We start from the raw sequence: 26,085 nt of genomic DNA on the forward strand, positions 1-26,085 counted from the left end.
CGCGAGCAGGAGCGGCGCCGCGAGGCCGCCCGCATCGCGGCGGAGGCGGAGCTGGCCCGGGAAGCCGAGCGCGCCGAACTCACCGGCCGCTGGGGGCTGGACCGCTACGCCCCGGCCCGGCGCCCGGAGCCGGAGCAGCCCCGCCGCTGGGCATCACGCGAGCCGGAGCACGTCCACGACGCGCAGATGGAGGACCGCCGCCGTCTCGACATGCCCCTGACGCGGTCCCAGGCCGAGGAGTCCCACCGCGCGGCCCTGGCCAGGGCCCGCGCCGAGAAGCGCGCCCGCCGCCGGAGCTGACCGCCGGAAGGCGGGCCGGTCAACGAGTTGACCGAGTCGTTGGAGCACGCGACTCCGCCGCGGCTACGGTGTCGCCCGTGGAGTCGACCGTGCACCAGATCAAGGCGACCTTGCAGGGCATCGAGCCGGCCGTGTGGCGGCGCCTGCACGTGCCCTCCGAAGTCCCGCTGTCCGGGCTGCACGCGGTCATCCAGAGGGTCAGCCGAGATACGGCCGAAAGGGATAGCAGGGCCGTTGAGAGCTGGTCGTGACGGGTACAAGCCGCCGGGGATATGCCTTGGTGATCAGAACGGGTGGGGCTCGGCGTGCACGGAGTCCTGTGCCTGCCCGGAGGCTGGACGCGTAGAGGGAGCGGGCCCGTTCTGCGGGGCGGTGCCGGGGCGGTAGGTCTTGGTGACGGTCGCCTTCGCGTACGTGAGGGAGGCTGCGACCTCCTCGACATCGATCTCCACAGTGGTGCGGCGGACGCCTTCTTTGTCGTCGAAGGTGCGCTGCTTGAGGCGCCCGGTGACGATGACGCGCATGCCCTTGGTCAGGGACTGGGCAGCGTTCTCGGCGGCCTGGCGCCAGATCGAGCAGCGCAGGAACAGCGGTTCCCCGTCGATGAATTCGTTGCGCTCGCGGTCGAAGACGCGTGGGGTGGAGGCGATGGTGAAGCCGGTGACGGGGAGGCCGGAGGCGGTGTGCCGCAGTTCCGGGTCAGCGGTCAGGTTGCCCACCACCGTTGCCAGGGTCTCGCCCGCCATGTCCGCCGCTCCTCACCTGCGCTCTTGATACGCGTCCCACGGTACCGGGCGGTGATGAGGCTTCGTGAATTTCCCCAGTGCTGCTCTTCGTTCCCCAGGTGGTTGCGGTCGGCAACGAGGGCCGGGGCCGCCCGCTCGTGGAGTGTGCGGGCCGTGCCGAGTGGTCAAGGGCGCCTGCGGCGGCGCTGCGCGCTGGGCTTTGCCCACCCTGGACAACTCGCCCCGCCCCTGGACCTGGCTGGCTATCGGCTGGCCCCTCCCGAGTGGCGCCCGTCCGCAGGTCAGCGCGCCGTGGGTGGGGAGACAAGGTGAGCAGGTCTGGGGAACCCCTGAGCACGGGGTGGGGGAAATTCAACGAGCCCCATCAGCGGGCCGTAGCGGGATCCGGCGAACTGGTGGCCCTGGTCACAGGTGCCACGAGATCATGGCGGGGTCTGTTGGTCTCGTGGGAGGAAGCCCCGTCATGTCCAGGAAGTCGCCGGCCCGCAAGCTCATGCCCGGTCCGGAGCGCGACAAGGTCGCCGCGGAACTGAAGGCCCGGTACGAGGCGGGGACGTCGATCCGCGCTCTGGCCGAGGCGACGGGGCGTTCCTACGGCGGGGTTCATCGTCTCCTCGCCGACGCCGGTGTCGCCTTCCGCTCGCGCGGGGGCGCGATGCGCCAACCGACTGAGGTGTGACGGCCGGGCTGGGTGGTCTGTACGGAAGGTTGCCCGGCGGGTGGCAGCATCGGCTGAGATTCTGGGCGCCGCCGGGTCCCTCCAGTCTCGCCTGCTGGCAGTCGTGTGCTGTCGAAGTGCATCTGGCAGATAGCGGCTCGCTGACCTGCGAAGGTGCCAGGTGGCTTGAGAACGCTGGTGGTCGGTGTTCTCAAACCACCTGGCTTTCGCGGAAGTCGCGTTCGCGGTAGAGGCAGAAGCGCCGGTAGAGGGTGTCCTGGACAGGAGCGCCGTCGCCTGCGTGTGGCGATGCGTACCGAGCCGGCAGGTGTTTGCTGGTCCCGGCCCCAGGGGAGATCGGGACCGGATACGGTTCGAACCGAAGCGGGCCGGCGCACGTGTGGCCACGCCCCGCTTTGCGACGTCCAGGCGTCAGGGTCAGTCATCAGGGGGTATCGACGTGCCGCAGGAACCATGGGCCGAGCTGGGGGAGACCATCAGCGCGATTCGTGCCGAGTTGCAGAGCGCCATGGAAGCGGGCAGGGAGGAGTCCCTGAAATTCAGGACCGGGCCGGTGGAGCTCGAGTTCACCGTGGAGGTCAAGAAGGACGGCGGGGCCAAGGCCAAGGTCTTCGTTCTTCCCTGGACGGTTGAGGCCCATGGTGCGGCAAGCGTGGGCCGGACCCACCGCGTCAAGCTCACCCTGCAGCCGGTCGACGGCGACGACAACGATCTGAGGATCTCCGCCGACTCTCCGCAGCGTCCGAAATAGCCGCGAACGGTCCGCGTGGAGAACAGCTCGTCGGGTGAGGAACAGGACGGGGGATGGACCAGGCACGGGTCATGGAGATCTGGAATCCGGTCCTCGGGAAGTCGGGCAGCGGGTACCTGATCGGTGACGACGTGGTGCTCACTGCGCACCACGTCGTGGACGGGGTCCGGATGCGCGGCAGCGTGGAGGTCCGGCAGCTGGATCCGGAGGGCCGCACGGACTGGACGGCTGCCGAACTGGTGTGGCTGCCGGAAGCAGCAGCCTCGGAGGTGTTGCCGGACGCGGACGGTGCGCTGCTGCGGATCACCGGGCCGGGCTGGCAACCGCCGGTGACTCCGCCAGTGCGATTCGGGCGGATCGTGGGCAAGAACCGCGTGCCCTGCCTCGGGCTGGGCTTTCCCGACGCGGTCACACGTCCCGACCACGCACGGGACACCATGCCGATACGTGGCCATGTGGACCCGTTGCACGGCATGAAGTCGCGGATGACCACGGTGCATGTCGACGTGGGCATCGTGCCGAGCCGCTCGGGATGGCGCGGCAGCTCGGGGACCGGGCTGCTGTGCGGACCACACCTGATCGCGGTCCTGACGACGGACAAGAGCTTCGCGCCCGGTGTGCTGGAGGCCGTACCCGTCAGCGTCCTCGCCGAACTGCCGGGATTCGAGCAGACCTTACGGGCCCACGGTGTCCACTTCGTCACCGAGGACATCGGCGAGGCATCTCCCGATCCCGACGACGAGCCGGACTACGCGCCGATTGCCATACCGCCGCCCTCCTCAGGGCACCGCCTGAAGAAGCTGCTGGTGCCCGCCGCAGGAGGGACGATGACGATCTTGGCGCTCTTGGCGCTGTCCCCGACCGCGTCGGGCGTCACTTGGCCGATCGGATCGACGCTGTCCGGCGTTCTGGCCGGATGGGGCATCGATTGGCTCCGTGGCCCGCGGTCGGCAGGGGCCGGCCGGGAAGCTGCAGTCCAAAGGCTGCGCGAGGCCGTCCGGGGGGAGGTAGAGCGACGTCGTTGGCAACTGCTGGGCAACGACAGCAAGGCCATCAACGTCACTTTCGTCACCGTGCCGCAGGGCGGCAGGGACGCAGACAGGGCCTGGCCTCGCGGGGACTTCAACGGCATCGCCCATTACCTGGACGGGCTCCGACCGAAACGCCTGGTCATCACGGGCGGTCCCGGCTCGGGCAAGACGCTCCTGGCTTATGAACTCGTCCATCGGGTGCTCGCCCGCAAGCACTACGACGGTCCGGTGCCGGTGCCGGTCGGCCTGTCGGAATGGGACACCAGCGCGACGTTCGCCGACTGGTTCAGCGCTCGCTTGGGTCAGGAGTACCTGGGCGGTTCCGAGACCAGGGCGCGGGACTTGTTGGCGTCCGGGCGTATCATGCCGGTCCTGGACGGCCTTGACGAGATGGACCCCACAGACAGCAGACGGCCCAGGGGCATCGCCGCGCTGGCCCAGCTCAACCGCTTCGCCGGGCCATTGGTGCTGACCTGCCGTTCGGATGAGCACGCCGAGCTCAGCCGCGCCGATCAGCGTCTGCTGGACTGTGCGACGGTGCAGATCGAGGAGGTCCAGCCCGTCGACGGACGACGGTTCCTGGACGAGCGGACCAGGAACAGGGCCCGGCTCGCCGAATTGAAGGACGATCTCTTCGCAACGGAGACGGCCACGAGAGCGGTGCTGTCCTCACCATGGATGCTCACGCTGGCGTCACTGGCATCGCAGACGGAAGCCGGAACCGCGAAACTCCGCTCCTTCGTCGGGGTACCAGCCTCGGGCGGCCGAGAGCAGGAAGAACTGCACGCGGCGTTGCTGGAGGAACTCATCCCGTCCTTGTGCGAGCCAGATCCGGCCGACCGGCGTCGGCCGTACCAGGCGCAAGCCGTGACTCAGTGGCTGCGGCTGCTCACCGCAAGCCTGCGCGGCGGCCACGCGGCACCGACCGACGGCAGCGGTGCCGTCATACCATCCCGAGACCTGGCCATCCATACGCTGTGGCCGGTCGCCGGGCCGCGCAGCGCCCGCTATGCCGCCGCAGCGATCACCATCGCCTGCTGGCTGCCCGCCCTGCTCTCCTTGGCGATCTGCCTCCACCGCAACCACGCCCTGCCACTGCCTGGCGCAGTACTGCTCGCACTGCTGACCCCTGCGCCGCTGCTGTCGGCCTGGAACGCACGTGCACGATACGTCCAGCCACGCCGAATCCTGTTCCAGCGGCTACGCAGCAGACTCGGCTGGAGCCGGATCGCCCTGGGTGCCACACTGGGCGGCGTCCTCATGCTTCCGCTGACGCCCCTGTTCGGTCCGGGCTTCGCGCTGGCCGCCGGCGCCGGGTTCGCAGCCGTCTTCGGCCTCGGCCTGGCGCTGTCGGTGCGAGCGGACATCGACCGCCGCCATCTGGTGGCGGCCAGCACCCCATCTGCCCTGGCGGTGACAGTGGTGGCCGGGTTCCTCGCCGGCCGACTCGGCGATTTCATCGGTCTCACCGCGGGATGCGGAGCCGGAGCAATCGGGCTGGCGGCGGGGGTACCCGCAGGGCTGCGCGCCGCGCGGCGCAACAACGGCGGAGACCCGGACCCGGATCCGCCCGGGGTGCCCACGCCGCTGTCCCCACTGCGCAATGACACGATGGCAGGGATGGTGTCCGGTGCCGTCGTCGCGGCCCTCACGCTCTACGGGACGTTGAGCGTCGAGTGGTTGCGAGTTTCCTGGCCGCTCGCGGTCATCACGGCCCTGGCCTGCGGTGTGGCTGCCGGGCCCGGTTTTGTCGCGGTCACCAGCCGCCAGTACCTCGGCCTGATCTCGGCCACCCGCGGAAAGCTGCCGTGGCGCCTGGCCGCATTCCTCCGCTGGTGCCATGAACGAGGACTGCTGAGGTCTGCCGGAACCGTCTACCAGGTACGCCACGACGAACTACTTGAGTGGCTCCGGCGTTGACCTCTGCTTGCGCGACATTGCCGCTCAGCATGCGGCGTGATGAGAATCCGCCAACTCGAACGAAAATGAGTGAGAATCAGACAACTTCAATGCGACAGGACAAGTCGGATGTGGCCCTGCGCTCGGGTAGCTACGGCAGAGGGACAAGTATCTCAGAGTGACCGGGGTTGGCGGTCAGCTGGTCGTGCTCGCGCAGCATTCGCATGACGGTGGCGGGTGAGGGGTGCTGGCCCTTCTTCGCGCCGGTGGTGATGACGAGGCGCTTGGCGATGTCGCGCAGGCTCATCTCCTGGTCGCGGAGGTGGAGGGCCATGGAGAGCATGGAGTCGGCGGTCGAGTAGGAACCAAGCAGAGAGTGCAGTTTGGTGTCACATGACTTGACACCCCGTGTCCTGTGCCATCGAACCTTGATCGCGTGTCACCGAAGTTTGATCGGAAAGAGCCCTGGTCGCGAGCGTGCTGGTGCCGCGCCGCGCCCTGGCCCCGCACCCCCGAGGACCCCAGGGCAGCGCCGGATCCGGCTTTGCCGGGTGGGTGCGACGGCCGTGGGTGGGATCGGCTCGTGGTTCGAGTCAGTCAGCAGAGCGGCGGATCAGCCCGGCGTCACCGCACTCTCTGGCACTCCGAACCACTCCTCCAGCGCCTCCGCCAGCCCGGCCTTCGATGTCGGCGCCTGCGCCCCCGCGTCGGCCGCCCAGGCCGTGAAGCCGTCCGGACGGACGAGGACCGCCGCCAGGTCCGGGCGGTTCGGGCAGCCGGCCGTCAGGGTGTCGACGCGGCCGGCATACCCCGCAGCGAGGGCCCGGAGCTCCGGGTCGTCGGTGAGGTCGAGCAGGAGCGCCCGGCCGCCGTGGAGGTGGTCCGCGAGGCGGCCGCCGTCGGTGAGTTCGAGGTCCGGGGTGCTGCGGCCAATCAGCGGGTGCTCGCCCGGCAGCTCGTACCGCACCCCGCCACCGTTGAGCCGCGCGGTGAGGTACGTGGTGCCCACGACCGTCCCCGCCAGGTCACTGACGATCTCGCGCAGGGCCCGGGACTGCGGGTCCGGGCGCATGGCCGCGACCTGGGACCGGGTCCAGTCCAGGACCCACGCACCGACCGGGTGCCGCTCGGAGGTGTACGTGTCCAGCAACCCTTCCGGCGCCCGGCCGCCGATCACCGCGGCGAGCTTCCATCCGAGGTTCATCGCGTCCCCGATTCCCAGGCTCAGCCCCTGGCTCCCGAACGCGGAGTGCACGTGCGCCGCGTCGCCCGCCAGCAGCACCCGGCCCTTGCGGTACTCGGTGACCTGGCGGGCGTGGTCGGTGAAGCGGGTCGCGGTCCGCACCCCGGTGATCGTGACGTCCACGCCGGATACGCGGCGCAGCCGCGCCTGGAGGTCCGCCGCGGTGACCGGCGCGTCCCGGTCGGCCGGCGAGCCGTCGAACTCCACGGTGACGACGCGGCCCGGCATCGGCCCGTAGGCGTACACCCCGGTGTCCGTGGCGGTCCAGCCGACCTTTAGGTCCTCGGCGCCGGTCATCTCCACGACCGCCTGGTGACAGGTGATCTCCGGGTCGGTACCGGGAAATTCGAACCCTGCGAGCTTGCGGACCGCGCTGCGGCCGCCGTCGCAGCCCACGAGCCAGCCAGCGCGTATGGCCCCGTGGCTGGTCCGCACGGTGACGGCCTCCTCGTCCGCGTCGAAGCCGGTCAGCTCCACTCTCCGGCGCACGTCGACGCCGAGCTCGTCCGCCCGCCCGCCGAGCAGCCGCTCGATGTCCTGCTGCGCCACGAAAGCGATCTCGGCGGCGGGTCCGGCGTCGCCGAGGCCCGGTTCCGTACGGTCGACCAGGGCGGCGCGCAGCATGATTCCGGCGAAGTGCCCGACGATCCCGAGCCCTTGGCCCGCGGACCCGCCTCCGTCCCCGCCGTTCCGCTCGCGCATGAATGCCTGGAAGCGGTCCATCGCCTGCCGCTGCACCTCTGCCAGCGCGGGCAGCATGCCCCTGCGGTAGAGCGCCTCGGCGCTGGGCGTGGTGATCGCCCCGCCCTTGATCGTCGGGTTCACTTCGGTGAGGCGCTCCAGGACGGCCACCCGCGCGCCTCCGAGCCGGAGCTCGCAGGCCAGCATCAGTCCGACCGGGCCGCCTCCGGCCACCACTACGTCTACGTCATAGTCCATGGCGCCGACTATGACCGAGGGCCAAAGAGGCCAAAAAGGCGCCGAAGTGTCAAGGACCAGCCCCGCGAGGAGAATGGGGCCAGCACAGTTAGGCCCCGGAATCCCAGCTCGGACACAAGGGGACGCCCCGATGTGCGGGCCGCCGGGCGGCGTGCTCGCGCCGGGCGGCCCGCACATCGGGGCGTGTCGGGTCAGAAGTTGGAGATGACGTTCGTCAGGATGTTGGAGATGCTCTTGGGCTCACGGGCGTTGTAGGTGCGGGCGTGGCTGAGTTCGGCGATCTCCTCCAGGTACGTCTTGCACGTCTTCTTGCCGTCGCGGCAGGAGTCGGGATCTGTCTTGGTGTCGGCGTCCTTGCCGTAGGCGATGGTGAACACGCGGACCGGTTTGCTGGTGTCGGTCAGTTTCTGGCGGAGCTGGGTGAATGCGGGCGGCGCATCCGCGGGGTCGTTGTTGCCGTCGGTGAGCACGACTACGGCGTTGATGGCGTGGGGGTCCCATTGAGCGCGTAGGGAGTCGACGGCGTTGGCGACGGCCTGGTTCAGCGAGGTCGCACCGGCGGCCTGGAGGTCGTCGATGCTGGCCTTGAAGTCTTCGCGGTGGCTGTTCTTGCCCGATCCCATCGCCTGGGGCGCGCTGACTTCTTTCACCTCTTTGGCGAAGGTCCACAGGCCGACCTTGTCCCGGTCCGTGAACCCGTCGAAGAGCGGTCCTTGGGCCTGCTTGACGAGATCGAGCCGGCTCGGTTCATCCTTGGCCTTCTCGCTGGTGCCGCTGCGGACCCCCCAGTCCATCGACCCGGAGGTGTCGATGACCGTGAGCACGTTCGCAGGCTTGCGCAGCTCGCGCCACGCGGCCAGCAGCTTGTCCAGGACGTCCGGGGCGGGCGTGCTCAGCGGTGTCAGTTTCTCGTCGCCCAAAACCCCGTTGTCCGGGGTGAGCTGGCTGGTGGCCTTGTTGGGGGCGGTGCGAAAGCCCAGCTGGGTGAAGCGCTCAAGTGCGGTGTTGGAGGCGAGGAACTCCCGGAAGTCGTCGGCGACCTTCTTCTTGGCCGGCTCGATGCCGTTCAGCTCGATATAGGGGTGGTCGGAGTACAGGGTCTGCGAGGCGGAGCCGTCCGTGGCGGTGGAGGTGGTGTCGGTCGGGTAGAACGCGACAAGCGGGGTCTTGGGCGGCTTGAGCTTGTCCGGGTCGACCGCGCACTGCGGGTCGTTGGACTCGCTGCCGCACGGATAGCCCTTGTTGTAGGCGACGACGGAGTTCTCCTCCACGGTGACGGCGGAGATGTAGGAGGTGGCATCGCCCTCATCGTCGGCACGGCGCAGGTTCGCCAGGAACGTGAGTGTGGTGTCGCCATAGTGGACGGCGGAGTTCTCGATCGACCGCACCACGTTGCGGGCCTTAGGGTTTTCGAGGTCGTCGGGATTCATCTCCCCCGTCGTGCCGATCTCGGTGAAGAATGCGCCGATGGTCGCGTTCAGCCCTGAGGTGGAGTACTCCGGGTTGGTCTTGCCGAGCCTGAAGCCTCCCCACTCCGGGTGTCCCTTGCTCTTCCAGAAGCCCGGCTGAGCAGCGTAGTCGGCCAGCTCCTTCCAGCCGATCTTCTTCTCGGGCCAGCCCAGCGCCTTGGCCATGGGCTGGGGCATGGCGATCGTTAGCGGGCTGGTCATCACCGACGGCCCGGCCGTCTCCGGCAGACGGTTCTTCGCCGCGCCCGTGGCCCGCTGCCGTGCCACCGCCAGCCACACACGCGACGCCGGTGACCACACATCCGGCTCGGGACCGTCATCCTCGCTCCAGCCCCGCGCCAGCGCCTGCATGGCACTGCCTGAATCGATGCTGGAGACGGCCACGTCCACGCACTCCCCACCGGCGGAGCGGGCACCGTACCGGCGGGCCAGGTCCTGCAGAGGCGCGGACTTGTCCGTCGACGCCGCGATGTGCAGCGTCACCGACGGCTTCGTGCAATGCCGCAGGGAACTGGTCGACTCGCTGCCGTCGTCATCACCCGGCCAGCCGGGAACGATCGTCAGGCCGGCAGCCACCACGGCCAGGACCGCGGCACCGATGCCGATGCCGACATACCGTCTGCGCGACGAGGCTGGCTTCCCTGCACCCGGGCTGGCCCCAGCCCCCTCGCCTGGCCCCGTCCGCAGCGCAGGTCCGGAATCCTCGGTGGGCTCCGGGTCGGCGACCTCCGCCGGTACCGGTGCAGGTCCGGGCTTCGCAGCAGCGGTCTCCCACCCCTCGACCAGCTGCTGCGGGCTGTACTCGCGGGCATCTTGGCCCGAGCTGGCCGGAGACAGACGCACCCCGGCCGAGGCACAGCATGCCAGCAACTCCTCGGCGAAGGAGTACAACACACTGCGCTGAGAGCCCTTCCCGGGTTTCAGGGTCTCGTGCGCGGTATCAGCCAGGCCACGCAGGGCCTTCCACGCCTCGGGATCCGGGGCCGCGCACACGGTGAGGTACCGGGCGAGTGTCGGCGCGCTCGGAAGGGTCCGGCCGTTCGTCAGGTTGGAGACCGTGGCCTTGTCGCAGGGGATGGCGTCCGCCACCATCTGCTGGGTCCGCTCCGGGTCACGCACGCGCAGGTTCCACAGTGCACGGGCGAGCGCCTCGAGCGGCTTACGCAACGGGTCCAGGTCGCGTCCCGGGTTCCCCGGCCCTGGCTGCACCTGCGCCATCACGCCCCCCGCACCGGACGCTGCGGGGCGAGCAGGTCCTGGGCCACTCGGGCAGAGACCAGGCCGCCGCCCGTCGCGCAGGCCAACGCGGTCGGCAGGTCATACCCGGCCAGCACCAGGACCACGACCACGATCTGGATGAGGACGAACACCCCCACCTGCCAACCCGGCACCCCCGCTACGCATGCCGCGGCAGCCGACTTCTCGTACTGCTTGTCTCCCACGATGAATTCTCCTCTGGTCCGGACACGTGCACTCGACGGCCACCGGGCCCGCCCAACGCGCCAGGAGCTGCAACTCCCGGCACCGGGCCCTCAGCGACAAGACCAGCGTCGAGCAACACGCGAGCCAGGCAAAGGACTTACCCGCAAACAGCAACGCTGCGCAGCCAGTCCGCAACATCGAAACGCCAGCGTCACCACTCCCGCCAACCCGCCCGCAGCGCGCGGCAACCGCATCCCCGGCACCCCGTTGCACCCCATCCGTCCCGGCACCGCACGCCATCGCATCGCCGCAGGTCACGGCGTGTTGGAATTGTTGCCGATCCAACTCCGCAACCCTGTTCGCCGCACAGGTCCGTGTGGATCACACACACTGGAACAGATCCCTCAAGCAGGGATCAGCGGACGTCCACTGGTCCGGACACCGCACCCCGCGGCCGGTCCGCCGCTGCAACGGCGGACCGGCCGCATCACCAGCCCGCGGCAACAAACCCGAAGTTGGCCCAACGGTTGCCGGATCCCGTACCTACTCGACGGCCCCGTCTGCGGGACCCGCTTCGCCTTCGGTCACGGGCATCGCCGGGCCCCCTACGACCGCGCGTGCCGGATTGCTGGCCCGGGGTGACTTTGAGGAAGCTGACATGAGGGGCAAGGTAGAGAGTTTTCCCAGACTCAGCGGCCCGTGATGCCGATCCATGAAGGGGCGTACGGATAGCCTCCGCTCACCGGGCGGTTCACCGGACGCCCTATATGAGACAGCGTTTCCCCTGGTCGTCGGCCCCGGAGCCGCCTCTGACGGGCTGTGCGGTCGAGGAACCTCTTCCGAACAACCTGGCCGCCCCTACCCTGCCCCTCCTGCCAAGATCCTTAAAGGCAGCCCGCTGTTGCGCGAGTTGGGGTGCCGGTAAGAACCCTGTCACCGATCCTGCTGGTTAATTCCGTGCCGTCCGGTGTGACGGCTCGTTGGCCAGGGTGGCGACCGTTTTGCCGTTCCGGTTGCGGGTGGGGTGCTGGATGTCGATGCAGTCGCGGCCTTGGCCGCAGGTGCCGGAGCTGACCGCGCAGGTGGCTCGCGCGGTCCCAGCCCGTGGGCCGTATCCGCTGGCGATGCGGGTCCGCGATGAGCTGGGCGAGCTGTTCCCGGACACCGAGTTCGCCGAGGCGTTCGCAGAACGGGGGCGGCCGGGCTGGTCGCCGGGCCAGCTCGCCCTGGTGACGGTGCTGCAGTTCGTAGAGAATCTCACCGACCGCGCGACGGCGCATCGCGTCCGCTACGGCATGGACTTCAAGTACGCGCTGGGCCTGGAGCTGGACGATCCCGGGTTCGACGCCTCGGTCCTGTCGGAGTTCCGCGCCCGTCTGGTGGAGCACAGCCTGGAGGAGAAGGCCCTCGACCTCCTGCTGACCGCGCTGAGGGACCGGGGCCTGGTGAAGGCCGGTGGCAAGTAGCGCACCGACTCCACCCGGGTCTTGGCCGCAGTCCGGGACCTGAACCGGCTGGAACTCGCCGGGGAAACGCTGAGGGCCGCGCTGGAGACCCTGGCCTGCGCTGCCCCGGACTGGCTGGCCGATGCACTGCCGGTTCGGGAATGGGCCGAACGGTACGGGCCACGGACCGACTCGTGGCATCCGCCCGCCTCGAAGGCCAAGCGCGCGGAGATGGCCCTGGTCTACGGCCGGGACGGATTCGCACTCCTGGAAGCGGTCCACTCCCCGGCCGCGCCGGTGTGGCTGCGCGATCTGCCGGCGTTACGGATCCTGCGCACGGTGTGGATGCAGAACTACCACCGCACCGTCACCGAGGCGGGGACGGAGGTGAAGCGGCGGGAGAGCGAGGACCTCCCGCCCGGCAGGCTCCGCCTCGCCTCTCCCTACGACACCGACGCACGCTACGGCCTCAAGCAACGCTCCTGGTGGACCGGGTACAAGGTCCACATCAGCGAGACCTGCGACGATCCGGCAACAGACCCGGCCGACGGCGAACCCGCGCCCCGGATCATCACCAACATCGCCACCACCGACGCCACGGTCACCGACGCGGAAATGACCGAACCTATCCACCAGATGCTGGCCGCCCGTGACCTGCTGCCCGCCGAGCACTACCTCGACTCCGGTTACCCGTCGGCCGAACTCATCGTCGCGGTGAAACGCAACTTCGGCGTCGCCCTGGTCACCCCGGTGCTGCTGAACAGCTCGCCCCAGGCCCGCGCCGGTACCGGATTCGATCGGACGGCCTTCACCATCGACTGGGACAAGCGCCAGGCCGTCTGCCCGCGTGGGAGCACCAGCACCTGGTGGAGCCCCGCCAGCCAGCGCGGGACGCCGGCCATCGTCGTCAAGTTCGACAAGCAGACCTGCCAGGCCTGCCCCGTCCGTGACCAGTGCACCCGCTCCAGGACCGGAGGCCGCTCGCTCTCCCTCCAGCCTCGCGAACAGCAAGAAGCCCTCGACCAGGCCCGCGCCGAACAGACCAGCGAGCAGTGGCGCACCAAGTACGGCACCCGCGCCGGCATCGAAGGCGCCATCCACCAGGCCGTGGCGGTCACCGGCATGAGACGCGCCCGCTACCGCGGCCTGCCCAAGACACACCTCGAACACGCCTTCTCCGCGGTCGCGCTGAACCTGCTCCGTCTCGACGCCTGGTGGAACGGCCACCCGCTCGACCGCACCCGGACCGGGCGCCTCGCCCGCCTCGGCCTCTCCCTTGCCGCATAACCCGAAGTAGGTGCAGCTCTCTCGAAGGGATTGGTTGATCCGGGAGGTTGCAGGTCGGATTGCGGCGGGCCCGGCCGATCGCGTCAGCGTGATCGAGGGCGCCCGCTGGCATAAAGGCCGGATGGGCCGACGCCCCCGACCGGCCCTCGCGGCAAGGTCTACAGCGGTGCCCCGACTCCGTGCAGCAGGGTGTCCACCACACGTGCGGCCAGCTGGTCGACGGCGCCGATATCGACGACCTCCCGCCCTTCTTCGGCCGCCTCGTGGATCAGGGCGTAGTAGACCCGGCGGGCCCACTCCAGGTCGGTGTCCGCAGACAGTAGGCCAGCTTCCTGCGCGCGGCGGAAGAGCTGATCGCACTGGGCCAGGACGTCGGTGTGCACTCGCGCCGCCTCGGGGTCGGACGGAGCGGTCCGGCTCATCGCGAAGCTCCAGCCGATCTTCACCTGAAGGACGTTGGCGGTCACCTGGTGCAGGGCAACCAGTGGCGGGGAGGTGAGTGGGCGGGCGGCCTCCACGGCCTGGTGGAACCGCTCGGTCGCCCAGGTCGCCAGCGCTTCGACCAATGCCTCGCGGGTGGCGAAGCGCCGGTGCACGGTGGTGCGGGCCACCCCGGCCGCCGCTGCGATCTGTTCCATGGTCGCCGCCGGGTCGGCGGCCAGCACGCGTTCGGCCGCCTCCAGGATCGTCCGGACCGTCCGCTCCGCATCGGCGCGCAGCGCGCGCCCCCTCGTCTCCATGGACCAGACAGTACATCGGGGACGCCGATCATGGATTACTTGCATCATGAATGTTGCATCTACTAGCTTTACGGCGTCGCTGAAGTCGCGACTGGTTCATTGCCACGACAGGAGTGCATCCATGGATCTGCAGCTGACGAACACCACCGCCGTGGTCACCGGCGCGAGCCGCGGCATCGGACTGGCCATCGTCCAAGCGCTCACCGCCGAAGGCGTTCGCGTGGTAGCCGCCGCCCGCACCATCACCCCGGAGCTGAAGGAGACCGGCGCCCTGGCCATATCGGTGGACCTGCTGACCCCCGACGCCCCAGCCCAGCTGATCGACCGCGCCACCACCGAGCTCGGCGATCTCGACCTGCTCGTCAACAACGTCGGCGGCGGCGACAGCGGAGAGGGCCAAACTGGCGGCTTCCTCTCCTTCACCGACCAGCAGTGGCAGCAGTCCCTCGACCTGAACTTCCTGGCCGCCGTGCGGACCAGCCGGGCGGCGCTGCCCAGCCTGCTGCGCCGCCGCGGGGCGCTGGTCAACGTCTCCTCCAACGGCGCCCGAATGCCGCATGCCGGGCCCGTCACCTACACCACCGCGAAGGCCGCGCTGACCGCCTTCGGCAAGGCACTGGCGGAGGAGTTCGGACCGCAGGGCGTGCGCATCAACACCATCTCGCCGGGCGCGGTGCGTACCGCGATGTGGGAGAGCCCGGATGGCTACGGCGCGGAGCTGGCCCGCTCCATGGGGGTCACCCAGGAGCAGCTGCTGGCTCAGATCCCGGCCGCGATGGGCATGACCACCGGCCGCCTGCTGGAACCGTCCGAGGTCGCTACGGCCGTCGCCTACCTCGCCTCACCGCTGGCGGCCAGCATGTCCGGCACAGACCTGCTGATTGACGGTGGATCTGTCAAGACCGTCTGACACGACGTTTAGGACACAGCCCGGCCCGCGGCTTCCCAGCTCAAGCAGGTCCCTTCAGGCGGGCTACACCCACCTGAATTGGCCAGCAGGATCGGTGACACGTTCGTTAATGGCACCCGAATAAGCCAGCAGGATCGGTGACGGACTTCTTACCGCGACCCCAGCTTGGGCCCGTCGGCCGCGGCCGGGACGGAGGGCTGAGATGGGACGTCTGACAGCAGAGACCCGCACCCGGAACGAAGCGGTGATCCGAGCGGCGATGGACCGGCTGCTGGCCGGAGTGATCCCGCCGGGCGGCGGGTGCGATCTCAAGACCCTGGCGGCCGAGGCAGGAGTGACCCGCACCGGCTTCTACCCGAAGGGAGAACGCCCTGGCCCCTATCAGCACCTCGCGGAGGAGTTCGAACGGCGGGTGAAGGAGGCCCAGGCAGCCGGGATCGTCACGGACCCCAGGGCATCCCAGATCGAGCGGTTGAAGGCCCAGGTCGCCGAGCTGAAGGAACGGGTCGCCGAACGGGACGCGGATCTCGCCGAGCTCATGGCCTTCAAGGCCCTTGCAATCTCCAGGCTGGCCGCCCAGCACGAGGAGATCGAGCGACTACGGGGGCAGACTGCCGCCGGAGGCGGCCTACGCCACCTGCCTGCCACGCGCGGCGGGACGGCCCGGGTGCTTCGGACGGATCGGCCATGACCGGGCGCCGGGCGGGGGCCGTCACTCCCCGCTCAGGGCGGCATCGTTCAGTGGTTCCGTCCGGTTCAATCACATCATCGAGTGCCAAGCGGAGTGCTCGGGTTATCGAAGGGGTTTGCCTCGGCCAGCTGCGCCCAGAAAGGACCGCTGCGCCGCGTCACCTCGTCGGCCAAGTGGCCCCGGCCGACCTCGGCAAGTTGCCTGGCCAGATGCTCCAGGAATTGAGCCAGCTGCATCTGCTGGGTGTGGGACACGGGCGCTTTGAGCCGACGCCAGGCGAGAACGGACTCGATCAGGGCCGTCATCACCTCCTCGTCCCGTCCTCGCTCGTTCAGCCAGAGGGCAACCAGCACCTGTGATGTCGCGTAGCTCAATGTGTACTTGGCCGGGATGAGGTTGGCGAGCCTCCGGTAGCTCTCCACCACCTCTCGCTGACAGGCCAGGGCTTCATCGAGGCTGTCCGCCGTACGCAACCGCCGGGCGAGTGCGGCGATGGCTTGCGCGTACTGGCTCAAGTACGCATCGGTGTCGCTCCCCGCCAGAACCCGGTAGATGGCCACCGCCTCGCGCAGCAGCGCCAGCGATGTCTCGGCATGGCCCATCGCGTCCAGAAGACTCGACTGCGTCTCCAGTGCCTGGGCGTAGTTCAGCTGCACCGGCACCGTGTGATCCATGGTCCGGTACACGTCGAACGCTCTGTCCAGCACGGCGCGCGCGTCCTCGCGGCGGACGCTCATGAGCTTCTTGGCCAAGGGCACCAGAGAGCGGACGTATAGCAGTGTGTAGCGGGCCGGGTCCGCGTCGGCCGCACGCTGATACGCCGCCGTCACCCGTTCGAGCACGGCAAGCGCCTCTTCGTGCCGCTCGGCCTGGCCCAGGCGTTTGGCGGCCCCGTTCAGCGCGCTTACGAGCCGCCCGACGTACCGGGTGACATTTCGCTCGGCAAGTTTTCCGTACGCGTCCGCCCCCTGTACGAAGAAGGGCAGTGCCTCCTCGTTCCGTCCCGCCGCAGCCAGCTTGTGCGCCCTCTTGAGCAGTTTCGGGGCCTGCGACACCAGCTCCGGGTCGGTAGGCGCGGTCAGTGCCTGCCCGTAGGCGGTGACGGCTTGCTGATACGCGGTGAGCGCGTCCTCCTCACGGCCCGTCTGGACGTGGTCCTTCGCTTCGGACTCCAGTGCCTGCGCCCGCGTCACCAGCTCCGGTACCCGCGAGGCCGCCTCCGTCCGGGCGAATGTCGTGCAGGCTTCCTGATACGTCTGGAGCGCCTCGCGGACGTATCCCAGTCCGACCTCCTGACGTGCCAGCATCACCAGATTCGTCGCGTAGATTTCCAGAAAGCTCGCCGGCTTGCTGGCGGCGAGTTGCCGACGTGTGACCATGGCACTGCGCAGGACCTTCAGCGCGTCGTCCCCTCTGCCTGTCTCGGCGTACCACTTGCTGAGCATGGTCTCGGACTCGGCCAGGCGCAGACCGTATTCAGGGTCTGCGGCGCACAGTTGACGGCAGACCTCCACGGCCTCCTCCAGGCAAGCCAGCGCCGCGGGCGAGGGCGCCCTGGTGCCTGATGCGGTGGCGGAGAAGAACAGTTCCCGTTCCAGTTGGGGCAAGTAGCCTGATGGATTAATCCGCGCAAGCCGTCGCCAGATCTCCACCGCTTGCTCACGACTGCTCGTCGCCTCGTCCTCCTGGCCCAGGACGGTCCGGCGCCGGGCGACATCAACGAGCGACTCCGCCAGCACCGACAGGTTCCCGTCCGGTCTCGCGTCAGCGAGGTCGCGCGCGACCCGCGACGCCTGCACAGAAGCCTTCAGCGCCCCCTCGGTGTCCTCGCAACCGTCGAGCACGATCGCCAGCTGGCCGAGCGTACGGGTCAGCGCAACGGCCGTTTCCGACGCGGGGTCGGCCGCTTGCTCGAACAACTGCTGGCAGATGGCGACGGCACGCTGGGTCGCAGCCAACGCCCTTTGATGCTGTCCGGCGTCGAGTAGCCGCTTGGACAACGTCACCAGAGAGTCCGCCAGATATGCCTCGGCGTCCGCGCCGACCAACCGCGCCTGCATGGCCACAGCTCGCTCCACCTGTGCGGTCGCCCGCCCATACTGCCGCAGGTCGACAAGCCTGTTCGCATGGCTGACCAGGTAGCGGGCGAGGCGGCCCGTGTGTGCTTCCGGATCCGACGCGACAAGACGCTCCGCGCACTCCACCGCCTCGTTAGCGGCTTGAGCGGCGCGCTTCGCATCGCCTTGGGACACCCGCACTTTCCGGTCCCGGTCCGCATACCGGTTCGCGAGGCCCGCAAGCGCCTCCGCGAGATGCGGTTCGTAGGTCTGCGGGTCCACTGCGACCAGCTCCCGGTAGCGCAACACCGCGTCCTTCATCGTCCTCACCGCTTCGGCGCGACGGCCCTCCCAGGCCAAGCGGCTCGCCAGCGCTTCAAGTGACCCGGCGTACCGGGCCAGGTCGGCAGGGACGCCTGAATCGGCCGACAGACGGCAGCGGTCAGCGATCAGTTCCGCGATTGCTCTGGCTTGAAGCACCAATCGCTCTGTGGATCGTGGGACGGCTTCGTGTAGCGCCTCCAGTACGTCCAGCGACATGGAATCTGGCTCGGCAAGCACCGCGTCGACCGCTTTCGCCAGCGGCCACGGGTTCTCGGTCGCGGCGATCACCGTAACCGCCGCGACACCGAACCGGCTCACATGCTCCTTGATCAGTTGGGCGAGCACGTCGGCCACATGGTGCTGGCGCACCTCCGCCCGGGCCAGCACGGTGAGCAGGTGGTTGATCTGCCGTCCGGTCGCCACGTTCGCCGCATCATGGAACAGCTGCGGCCTCTCCTTCAGCACCGCGCCGATGAGGTGTTCGCCGAGTCGGTCCGGCTGCAGCGTCGCCCAGAAGTGACTGGACGTCCGGTACAGTTCGCTGATCCATTGCGCTGCCTCGAGGCTGCGGTCCTCCCCCAGGTCCCGCAGGCGGATCACCCTTCCCAGCACGGGCAGAGCCTCAGCCTCGTCGGCGGCGCTCCATGCCGACGCGGAGGCGATCGCGTACCGTCGCGCAGGGGCCCCGAGTGTCAGGCCCCGAGTATTCGCCGTCTTCTCCCAGTAACTCTGTTCGTGCAGGAGCAGCACGTCCTCCGTGCCTGTCGTCGCCGAGGCCAGTGGGCGGCCCGCCTCCAACAAGGCGGCCAAGGCATTCATGTGCAGGGCCAGCACCGAGCGGTCGTGGGTACTCTCGTCCCGAGCGTCGGCCGCAGAGCTACCCGGTCGCGTACGGCCCGCCAGTTCACATGCTGGTGGTCGGGCAGTGACGACAGCGCGTCAGCCAGTGAGCTGACCGCGGCCCGCCACACGGCGTTACGGCCCGTCGGGGTGACCTCGAGTGGCTTCAGGTGCTCGACCGGCGCGGCTACCAGGGATGCCAGGTTCGGCGACATGGCCAGTTGTGTCAGCCAGTCGCCCGCGGACCGGGCGAGGAGCAGCAGCCGTACTGGACATCTTGGCCTTCCCAAGTGGCGTGCCAGTGCGTGCAGTTGCTCCTGTCTGGTCTCGGCGTAGTCAACGACCAGCAGCAAGGGGTGGGACAGCTGCTCAAGCACCTTCAGCGTCTCGGCGGGCGCATCCTCTGCGAGCCGGCCCGTGACCCAGTCCTGGGCACGGAGGCGGTGGCAAAGTTCCACACCGAGCCGCGTCTTGCCCTCGCCACCACCGCCCACGAGCAGCCGCGTCGAGAAGGATCCGGGTTCGAGGCACCAGTTCTCCAGCGCCGCCAAGAGGTCGGTGCGGCCGTGGAACGGCACTGCCTCCACGTCCGCGCGCAGCAGTTGCGCCGGCGAATCGGCCCTCGGCGGCTCCGCGAATAACCGCCGGAGATCCGCCGCCTCGATGACGCAATCCCGGCCGGTATCGGCCTTCAGCAGCGAGCAGAACTCCGGGTCGGCGGCGAGTGCGGAGACGGGCATGGCCGTCAGGCGGCTGCTGGAGAACCCTCCCTGGTCACCGGCGACGACCCCGATGAGAAGGTCGTCGGCGAACAGCGCCGCCCCCGACATCCCATGCCAGGGAGTACTGCTGTTTTTCACCCGGGTCGGCGGATCGTCCACGCCTACCGCGTACCAGCCTGCCTTGATACCCGTCAGCGGGTTGACCCGGCCACTGAGCTGCTCCGTGTCGCGGAACCCGTCCGGATGCCGCTGCACGTCCGGGAATCCTGCGGCGGTCACCGGCGTACCGATCGCGGAGGTCGCCAGCCGCCCCCAGCGGGCATCCTTCCACCGGGACGGCAGGCTCTGTTCGGGATCGCTGACGCGCAGGAGCGCGACGTCGAGATTCTGGCCGTAGCCGTACCACGCAACGGTGCACTCGATGTAGTCGGCGGCACCGAGCAGACGGACCTGCACCGTACGTGCCGGTGCGCCGTCGACCAGCACCACATGGGCCGCCGTCAGCAGCAGGTGTGGTCCCACAACGTAGGCGGAACCACAGTTCCAGGGGCTGTCACCGGTCGTCGCGTAGACCTCGGCGATCAGGTCCGTGTCCATGCCGGTCCCCGGTCAGCGGGAAGGGAGTTCGTTCACCCGGCCCTTGATCTCCAGGGTCTCGCCTTCACCGTCCTTGGGCAGCAGTTCGAGCCGCAGCCTGTGCGTCGCCCCAGAGGAGTACTCGCCCTTTCCCTCGAGGGCGAACACGCCGAACTGGAGCTTGCCCCCGGCGCCCCCGGACCTCCGGGCCTCCAGGCCCAGTTCGACCTCCACCTTGCCGACGGAGAAGGACACCTCGCTGTCTTCGCCGGCGGCCTTGGCGATCAGCAACTGCTCCCGCAGCACCTGGATCGCCTCCGACAGTTCCATCCACTCGTGCGCCATCGACCCCGTCATCCCCTCGTCTCTGAGTGTGGCCAGCATGATAGACCCACAGCCTCTTGACGGTGACATGCCTCACGCTGCTGCTGTTCTTGGCGCCGTGAAACGAGACACCGCCCGTGACGCCAGCGAGACACGACGCCGACTGCAGCCTGTCCTCTAAAGCGACACGACCTGCATGGGACACAGTCTCTGCGGCGACAACGGGCTGGTGCGCCTACGACGAAGGCCGCCACGCCGCCGCCGAACGCCACTTCCTCGCCTCGCTGCGTTCCGCCGCCTCCGCCCACGACCCCACCCTGGGCGCGGTGACCCTCGCCTTCTGGGCGAACCTCCGCTACGCGGCCCCGGAGTCCCAGCCCGGACACCAGGGAACAAGTAACCGGCGGGTAGCTTTCAGGGCTTGGTGACCGTTGTCTTCTTCGGCTGGCGAGGCACGGTTATGGTCTTGTCGAGGTGGCCGTACACGGTCGACCGGCGAACGCCGAACATGTCGGCGATCTGCTGGACGGTCTTCTCCCGCTCGTCGTAGAGCCGTTGGGCGAGCGCGGCCTGATCGTCGGTGAGCTTGGGCCGGCGTCCGCCGACCCGGCCGCGGGCCCGTGCAGAGGCGAGCCCGTCGTTGGTGTTCGCCACGATCAGCTCGCGCTGGAGCTCGGCGAGTACAGACAGCATCCCGAACATCGCCCTCCCCTCCATCGTGGACGTGTCGATGCCCCGCTCGATGACGTGCAGTCCGATCCCGCGCTCGCGCAGGTCCGCGCCGAGGGTCACCAGGTGCAGCACGGAGCGGGAGAGCCGGTCGAGCCGGGTGACCTTCAACGTGTCACCCTCGCGAAGCAGCTGCATGACGAGGTCGAGCTTCGGGCGGGACGCCTTCGCGCCGCTCGCGGTATCGACGTGGACGTGGTCGCGGTCGACGTCGGCCCGCAGTAGGGCGTCAATCTGGTGATCAGGGTTCTGGTCGGCGGTCGAGACCCGCGCGTAGCCAATGAGCATGTGTCGGAATCTATCGGCCGGACCGTTCATCGACGTTGATTGCCGACGCGAGTTGCCGACACTGCCCACCTGCGGGTTCGTGATCACGCGGGCGAGTGTCGGCAGACGACCGCCGACACTCAGCGTCGAAGGTGAGGTACCAGGCAAGCGCTCAGCCTGGAATGAGTGCATCCCACTGATCGCGAGTCGGGCCATCGTGCGTTGGCGAGAAGTCTGGGTGGTCGGCCAGCCAGGAGGTAACGGCTCGGTCCACTTCGTCGGTGCCGTAGGCATCGTCGGCCGGTTGCAGGAGATGGCGTACCTGGGCACGGGCTCGCATGACGACGGGATCGTCAAAGGCACAGGCGGCCAGGGCAGCAGCCCGTCGATCCGAGGGTGGTGAGCTCTCCCCAAGGCGTTGCTCGTTGGCGCGGTCGGCCGTCACCTGCGCGTCGAACAACGGGCGGAGGGCCTGTGTGGTCCAGGTGTGGTAGCCGATGGGGTCCGCGACGATCTGGTCGACATGGGCGGCGAGGTGCTGAGCGGCGCGCAGGCCGAGGGCAGCGCCATGGCCCGAGGTGGGGTTGGTGTGGATGAGGCTGTCCCCGGCGTTGACCAAGCCAGTGACGATAGGTCCGTCAGCGTCGGCGAGGGCGGTCCAGCGGTTGTCCAGGCCGGCCATCGCCAGGACGGCTGTCTGTGGTTCGGGGGCCAGGTCGAGCCAGGCGGCGGTGGCGGGGAAGAGGCGGGCGACGGCCTCGAACACGGCGGGGTCGGTGAGCGCGCCTCGGGTCGGATCACTCGTGGAGAGCACCAGGTGCGCCGCGAAGGTGTCGTTGTCGGAAGGGAAGACGCCGGCGAGGGCGAACGGTGCGGCCGAGCCGGTCTTTACCCGTCCGGGGTCACGCGGGCTGTCGGCGCGCAGGCGGTACCAGCGGCACAGATAAGCGATCCCGGTGCGGTGGCTGTCGATCACGGGCGGGCGGCAGTCGGCCGCGGTCAGCCAGGAGGGGACCGGCGAGCGGCGGCCGGCCGCGTCGATGACGAGGTCCGCCTGGTGCATTTCCGCGCCCACCTGTACGCCAGTGACACGGGGAGGGCGGCCTTCCTCGAAGGTGAGGGCGCGCACCCGGCAGGCTTGCCGCACTTCGACGGTGGGTTCCCGCCGCACGGCCGCGGTCAGGGCGGCCTCCAACACGATGCGGCGGGTGCGCAGGGTTACCAAGTCCTCATCGCCGGCCCGGTGCGGCGGATGCTCATCGAACCAGTCGAAGTCGTGGTATTCCCGGGCTCCGCGTGCCAGCAGGTCCGTGTAGACATCGGGGGTCTCGGTGCGCAACACGGTGCGGACGGACGCGAGAAACGAGTGGGGATGGTTGGCCTGCGGGACTCGGGGCCTGTCCCAGTGGAAGAAGTCCCGGTTCAGGTCGTCTCCGGCCTGCCGTGCAGCCTGCTCGAACAACGTGACCGTATGGCCCCGTCGGCCAAGCATGAGCGCCGTCCCCAGCCCGCTGATTCCCCCACCGATCACCGCAACCCGCGCCACCGATCTCCCCTTCGCGTCGTGTTGCGGCATGAGCCTACTGCTAGACGATCTTCAGTTCGAAATCAGCGTCGTCCGTCGCGGTGCGGGGGCGGGGTATGGCGGCGACCGGTGCCAGGTCGAGCCTCTTGTCCATGTCCAGGCGGAACGTGCCGTACGGGTTGACGTTGGACCAGAACAAAGCGGTCAGTCCGCGCCGATCCTCGTCGGTGAGCTTCTTTGCCCATGCCGGTTCGGCCAGCACCTGCTGGAGCAGCAGGGTGTTGACGTGCACGAGTGCGGACTGCAGCAGGTGCAGCGCGAGCATCGACGTCTCGGCGTGCTCCTTGTCAGGGCCGGTCAAGGCGCCGTCCTTGCCGTAGTGCAGCACGGTGTTCGCGCTGTTCCAGTTCTCCACGACTTGGAGCCCGCTGTGGATCTCGCGGCGCAGGCCAGGACTGGCGAGGTAGTCGCAGGCGAAGATCGTGCGCACCGCGCGGCCGAGTTCTTCGAGCGCCTGGTAGGTGGGGTGCTTGGGACCGCCACGGGTGAAGCGCCGCAGGACCTGCTCGGCCTCCGCAGTGCCCAGGCGCAGGGCGGTGGCGTACTTGACCATCTGGTCGTACTGCTGGGCGATCAGGTCCCAGCGGATCGACCTGGTCAGTGAACCGCCGAGCGCCGGCCAGCCGGGTGGGTCGTCGTCGGGCCGGTACAGGCGGATGCTGCCGATGTTCTTCAGCCTCGGCAGCAGACGGAAGTTGAGCAGCTCGGTGAAGGCGAACCCGACCACGCTCGCGCCGTGCGTGTCCACGTAGTTCGACTCGATCTCGGTGTCCGTGCAGTGCCGCAAAAGCCCCTCGATCATCGCCGCGACCTCGGACGACGAACAGCTCTTGAGCTGGGAGTAGATGCAGACGTTCTTCCGCTCCACATGCCAGTAGATCATCACGCCGTTGTTCCGTAGCGGGCGTGGTACTCGGTCATGAAGTTTGAGGACCAGGACCCGAACTTTTTCGAGTCCGACGCGCACGCGGTGCCCTGGCCCCACCATGCGGTGTCCCGGGCGGCAAAGGTGGCGTTCACCAGCTTCCGCACTGCGGCCCGCAGGTTGTCGACGGTGATGAAGTGCCGTCGCACGTGCCGTAGCGCCGCCTCGCTCTCACCGTGCTCGCCGGTCGCCACGATGGCGCGGATGCCCATGTTCGTACCGAGAGCGAACAGGGCCAAGAGGAGGCGTCGTTGGAGGACGGCGCGGTCGATGCGCTCGTACCCGGCGACCGAGGCGAACTCGTCGGTGAAACCGGTGTCGAAGTCGGCGTTCTTCAGTACGTCCAGGAGGTCGAGCACACCCCAGCGGCGTACCACCTCGTCCTTGAGCGCCTGGAGGCCGGTGGGCTCGTCCAGCTTCTCCAGCTTCGGCACGGAGATCCACGGCTCGCCGTGCCGGGTGGTCACCTTCACTCCGCCCGACGAGCCGTCCGCCAGCGCGGCCGTGAGCCGGTCCAGGCCGTTCGCCATCCGCTGCTTCAGATCCGTGATGAACTCAGCCGCGTCCAGCGGCTGACGGATCGCCGCGTAGTGCACGGTACGGGTGACCTCGAAGTCCCCGGGCAGATCGTCCTCCGGGTTGCGCCACCGGGCCGCGCCCTCGATGTAGATCTCACGGCGCCGGATCGCATCGCGCAGCGCGACCAGGACGCACAGCTCGTACGGGATGCGCTCGACCCTGCCCTTGTCGTCGACGACGGCCTCGCGCCAGTCCTTGCGTACGACGCCGTCCATCGGCACCACATCCGCGGCGTCGTAAAAGCGCATCTTGCCGTCGACCCCGGCGTACTTCTCCAGCAGCGCGAGCGCGTCCATCACCGGCCGGTAAGCGGTGTTGTTACAGCGGAACCCCAGCGTCCGCAGCAGCGGCGGCAGCATCTGCCGGTAGTACGAGCTATAGGAGGAGCGCAGCGTGGTGCGTACCTTGGCCTTGAAGACCTTCTCGTTCGCCTTCGCCTCGGCCACCAGGTCGCGCAGCGTCTTCTCCCCGACCACCGGGTACAGGGCTGTCCGTACGGTCTTGTCGGGCTGGCCGATCGCCGCGCCGGCGAGCCTGAAGAGGATGCCCTCCTTACCGCGGACCTTCTTCAACTCTGCCGTGAGCTGCCTCTCCACCCGCCGCTCAGCCCGCGCGTTGATCTTCTGCACCAGGGCGATCAGCAGCTCTCCCAGGGCGTCGGTGATCTCCGCCTGCCGGGAGGAGCACAGCGCCGCGAGCAGCGTGATCCGTACGTCCTCGGCGGTGTCGCGGAAGTCCGAGGGGTACATCTTGATCGCCCGCGCCCGCCACGCGGCCACCAGCTTCTCCGAGCAGTCCGCGAACAGCCCCTCAGGCAGCCCGAGACTGCGCACGTCATTCAGCTTGTTGACCTCGGTCAGCAGGGAGTCCAGGCCGACCGCACCCGGGTCACGCTTAAGCAGCGCCAGCAGTGCAGCGCCATCCTCGTTGCCCTCCGCGACCAGCGCCAGCAGCCGTGCCACCCCAACCTCACCCAGACGCTCGATGGCCCGCGCGCAGAACACCCGCTCCCACCGGTTGCGGGCCGCGACCAGCACCTTCTCAATCCGGGTCCGGCCCGGCGGCTCGGTACTCCGCGCCCGGCACTCGACCAGCAGAGCCTCCCGCTGCCGATCCTCCACCAGCTCGACCGGGCACACCTCCGTGGCCAGCCACGCGGTGAGCTGTTCCTCATCCTCCAGCGTCGCCGGCCGGAACCCCAGGGCCTCGCGGATCTGCTTCCGGTGACGCTTCGCGCCCGCCAGGTCGTACTTGACAAGCTCCGCAGCCGGCACCTTCACCAGCCCGGCGACGTACTCCACGGCGGACTGCGGGAACTCCTCGATGAACTCCGGGAACCGGGCCTCGATCTCGAAGAACTTCAGCATCAGGCAGAAGCCGAGCCTCGTCACCCCGGTCTTGTTGGCCACGAGCTTCCAGTCGCCTTCCACCAGCGTCCAGCTCGCCAACAGCTCTTCCGGCGACCACTGCTGTCGCACACCCGCCCCTTGTCGTCAGCCCTCCCGGCATTCACCCAGACAGCCCAACGAGGCGTCCTGTCACCGGGAAACGGCAGAGAGCCCCGGAACCTACTGGCGAGTTACTTGTTCCCTAGTGTCCGGGCTA

The 26,085-nt window shown here is 68.9% G+C and carries 17 protein-coding genes and 3 pseudogenes; 8 read left to right on the forward strand and 12 right to left on the reverse strand.

Going from position 1 to position 26,085, the window contains the following annotated elements; translation table 11 throughout:
* A partial coding sequence (locus ABTY98_RS37860) for a hypothetical protein (RefSeq protein WP_352225683.1) occupies window positions 1-300 on the forward strand: 300 nt, incomplete at its 5' end.
* A 77-nt stretch (window positions 301-377) separates the two neighbouring features.
* The gene (locus ABTY98_RS37865) at window positions 378-551 is read left to right on the forward strand and encodes an IS1096 element passenger TnpR family protein (RefSeq protein WP_352225684.1); all 174 of its coding nucleotides are present in this window, start codon (window positions 378-380) and stop codon (window positions 549-551) included.
* Between the two features lie 105 nt (window positions 552-656).
* Here ABTY98_RS37865 and ABTY98_RS37870 read toward each other — a convergent pair.
* Window positions 657-1,046 (reverse strand): annotated as a pseudogene (locus ABTY98_RS37870) (single-stranded DNA-binding protein); the annotation flags it as partial.
* Window positions 1,047-1,509: 463 nt separating this feature from the next.
* On the opposite strand from ABTY98_RS37870, the gene ABTY98_RS37875 reads away from it, so the two are divergent.
* The 3 genes from ABTY98_RS37875 (at window position 1,510) to ABTY98_RS37885 (ending at window position 5,427) form a co-directional block, all read left to right on the forward strand.
* On the forward strand, window positions 1,510-1,725 hold the full coding sequence (locus ABTY98_RS37875; RefSeq protein WP_352225686.1) for a helix-turn-helix domain-containing protein: 216 nt from the start codon (window positions 1,510-1,512) through the stop codon (window positions 1,723-1,725).
* 439 nt (window positions 1,726-2,164) lie between these two features.
* Complete coding sequence (locus ABTY98_RS37880; protein WP_352225687.1) at window positions 2,165-2,476, forward strand: trypco2 family protein; 312 nt, start codon at window positions 2,165-2,167, stop codon at window positions 2,474-2,476.
* Window positions 2,477-2,547: 71 nt separating this feature from the next.
* Window positions 2,548-5,427: a trypsin-like serine protease gene (locus ABTY98_RS37885; protein WP_352225726.1), complete on the forward strand. Its 2,880-nt coding sequence runs from the start codon at window positions 2,548-2,550 to the stop codon at window positions 5,425-5,427.
* Between the two features lie 130 nt (window positions 5,428-5,557).
* On the opposite strand, the gene ABTY98_RS37890 is transcribed toward ABTY98_RS37885, so the two are convergent.
* The 4 genes from ABTY98_RS37890 to ABTY98_RS37905 form a co-directional block, all read right to left on the reverse strand.
* On the reverse strand, window positions 5,558-5,740 hold the full coding sequence (locus ABTY98_RS37890) for a hypothetical protein (protein WP_352225688.1): 183 nt from the start codon (window positions 5,738-5,740) through the stop codon (window positions 5,558-5,560).
* 279 nt (window positions 5,741-6,019) lie between these two features.
* On the reverse strand, window positions 6,020-7,588 hold the full coding sequence (locus ABTY98_RS37895) for an FAD-dependent monooxygenase (RefSeq protein ID WP_352225689.1): 1,569 nt from the start codon (window positions 7,586-7,588) through the stop codon (window positions 6,020-6,022).
* 191 nt (window positions 7,589-7,779) lie between these two features.
* Complete coding sequence (locus tag ABTY98_RS37900) at window positions 7,780-10,224, reverse strand: substrate-binding domain-containing protein (RefSeq protein ID WP_352225690.1); 2,445 nt, start codon at window positions 10,222-10,224, stop codon at window positions 7,780-7,782.
* A 50-nt stretch (window positions 10,225-10,274) separates the two neighbouring features.
* Window positions 10,275-10,499, reverse strand: a complete 225-nt coding sequence (locus ABTY98_RS37905) for a hypothetical protein (RefSeq protein ID WP_352225691.1) — start codon at window positions 10,497-10,499, stop codon at window positions 10,275-10,277.
* 1,011 nt (window positions 10,500-11,510) lie between these two features.
* Here ABTY98_RS37905 and ABTY98_RS37915 point away from each other — a divergent pair.
* Window positions 11,511-13,211: pseudogene (locus ABTY98_RS37915) on the forward strand (IS1182 family transposase).
* A 158-nt stretch (window positions 13,212-13,369) separates the two neighbouring features.
* Here ABTY98_RS37915 and ABTY98_RS37920 read toward each other — a convergent pair.
* Entirely contained in the window at window positions 13,370-13,951 is a 582-nt protein-coding gene (locus tag ABTY98_RS37920) for a TetR/AcrR family transcriptional regulator (RefSeq protein WP_352225694.1), read from the reverse strand.
* 121 nt (window positions 13,952-14,072) lie between these two features.
* Here ABTY98_RS37920 and ABTY98_RS37925 point away from each other — a divergent pair, with 121 nt between their 5' ends.
* Both ABTY98_RS37925 and ABTY98_RS37930 read left to right on the forward strand, forming a co-directional pair.
* The gene (locus ABTY98_RS37925; protein ID WP_352225695.1) at window positions 14,073-14,861 is read left to right on the forward strand and encodes an SDR family oxidoreductase; all 789 of its coding nucleotides are present in this window, start codon (window positions 14,073-14,075) and stop codon (window positions 14,859-14,861) included.
* 202 nt (window positions 14,862-15,063) lie between these two features.
* On the forward strand, window positions 15,064-15,552 hold the full coding sequence (locus ABTY98_RS37930; RefSeq protein ID WP_352225696.1) for a hypothetical protein: 489 nt from the start codon (window positions 15,064-15,066) through the stop codon (window positions 15,550-15,552).
* A 74-nt stretch (window positions 15,553-15,626) separates the two neighbouring features.
* Here the strand turns inward: ABTY98_RS37930 and ABTY98_RS37935 are convergent, their stop codons facing one another.
* The 6 genes and pseudogenes from ABTY98_RS37935 to ABTY98_RS37960 form a co-directional block, all read right to left on the reverse strand.
* On the reverse strand, window positions 15,627-18,767 hold the full coding sequence (locus ABTY98_RS37935; protein ID WP_352225697.1) for a hypothetical protein: 3,141 nt from the start codon (window positions 18,765-18,767) through the stop codon (window positions 15,627-15,629).
* Window positions 18,749-20,092, reverse strand: a complete 1,344-nt coding sequence (locus ABTY98_RS37940; RefSeq protein WP_352225698.1) for a S1 family peptidase — start codon at window positions 20,090-20,092, stop codon at window positions 18,749-18,751. The genes ABTY98_RS37935 and ABTY98_RS37940 overlap by 19 nt, the downstream gene beginning before the upstream one ends.
* A 12-nt stretch (window positions 20,093-20,104) precedes the next feature.
* A complete protein-coding gene (locus ABTY98_RS37945; protein WP_352225699.1) occupies window positions 20,105-20,416 on the reverse strand; it encodes a trypco2 family protein in 312 nt (103 codons plus the stop codon).
* 393 nt (window positions 20,417-20,809) lie between these two features.
* Window positions 20,810-21,412, reverse strand: coding sequence for a recombinase family protein (locus ABTY98_RS37950; protein ID WP_352225700.1), 603 nt, complete (start codon window positions 21,410-21,412; stop codon window positions 20,810-20,812).
* Window positions 21,413-21,563: 151 nt separating this feature from the next.
* The gene (locus ABTY98_RS37955; protein WP_352225701.1) at window positions 21,564-22,967 is read right to left on the reverse strand and encodes an FAD-dependent oxidoreductase; all 1,404 of its coding nucleotides are present in this window, start codon (window positions 22,965-22,967) and stop codon (window positions 21,564-21,566) included.
* A 10-nt stretch (window positions 22,968-22,977) separates the two neighbouring features.
* Window positions 22,978-25,958: pseudogene (locus ABTY98_RS37960) on the reverse strand (Tn3 family transposase).
* Between the last annotated feature and the right edge of the window lie 127 nt (window positions 25,959-26,085).

This window comes from Streptomyces sp. NPDC096040, from assembly GCF_040303265.1.
Classification (GTDB): Bacteria; Actinomycetota; Actinomycetes; order Streptomycetales; family Streptomycetaceae; genus Streptomyces.

What these genes read in the sequence shown, in the direction of transcription:
- ABTY98_RS37875 (WP_352225686.1), top strand. Translation starts at nt 1,510, where the DNA reads ATGTCCAGGAAGTCGCCGGCCCGCAAGCTCATGCCCGGTCCGGAGCGC.
- ABTY98_RS37885 (WP_352225726.1), top strand. Translation starts at nt 2,548, where the DNA reads ATGGAGATCTGGAATCCGGTCCTCGGGAAGTCGGGCAGCGGGTACCTG.
- ABTY98_RS37890 (WP_352225688.1), bottom strand. Translation starts at nt 5,740, where the DNA reads ATGGCCCTCCACCTCCGCGACCAGGAGATGAGCCTGCGCGACATCGCC.
- ABTY98_RS37895 (WP_352225689.1), bottom strand. Translation starts at nt 7,588, where the DNA reads ATGGACTATGACGTAGACGTAGTGGTGGCCGGAGGCGGCCCGGTCGGA.
- ABTY98_RS37920 (WP_352225694.1), bottom strand. Translation starts at nt 13,951, where the DNA reads ATGGAGACGAGGGGGCGCGCGCTGCGCGCCGATGCGGAGCGGACGGTC.
- ABTY98_RS37925 (WP_352225695.1), top strand. Translation starts at nt 14,073, where the DNA reads ATGGATCTGCAGCTGACGAACACCACCGCCGTGGTCACCGGCGCGAGC.
- ABTY98_RS37930 (WP_352225696.1), top strand. Translation starts at nt 15,064, where the DNA reads ATGGGACGTCTGACAGCAGAGACCCGCACCCGGAACGAAGCGGTGATC.
- ABTY98_RS37940 (WP_352225698.1), bottom strand. Translation starts at nt 20,092, where the DNA reads ATGGACACGGACCTGATCGCCGAGGTCTACGCGACGACCGGTGACAGC.
- ABTY98_RS37945 (WP_352225699.1), bottom strand. Translation starts at nt 20,416, where the DNA reads ATGGCGCACGAGTGGATGGAACTGTCGGAGGCGATCCAGGTGCTGCGG.
- ABTY98_RS37950 (WP_352225700.1), bottom strand. Translation starts at nt 21,412, where the DNA reads ATGCTCATTGGCTACGCGCGGGTCTCGACCGCCGACCAGAACCCTGAT.
- ABTY98_RS37955 (WP_352225701.1), bottom strand. Translation starts at nt 22,967, where the DNA reads ATGCCGCAACACGACGCGAAGGGGAGATCGGTGGCGCGGGTTGCGGTG.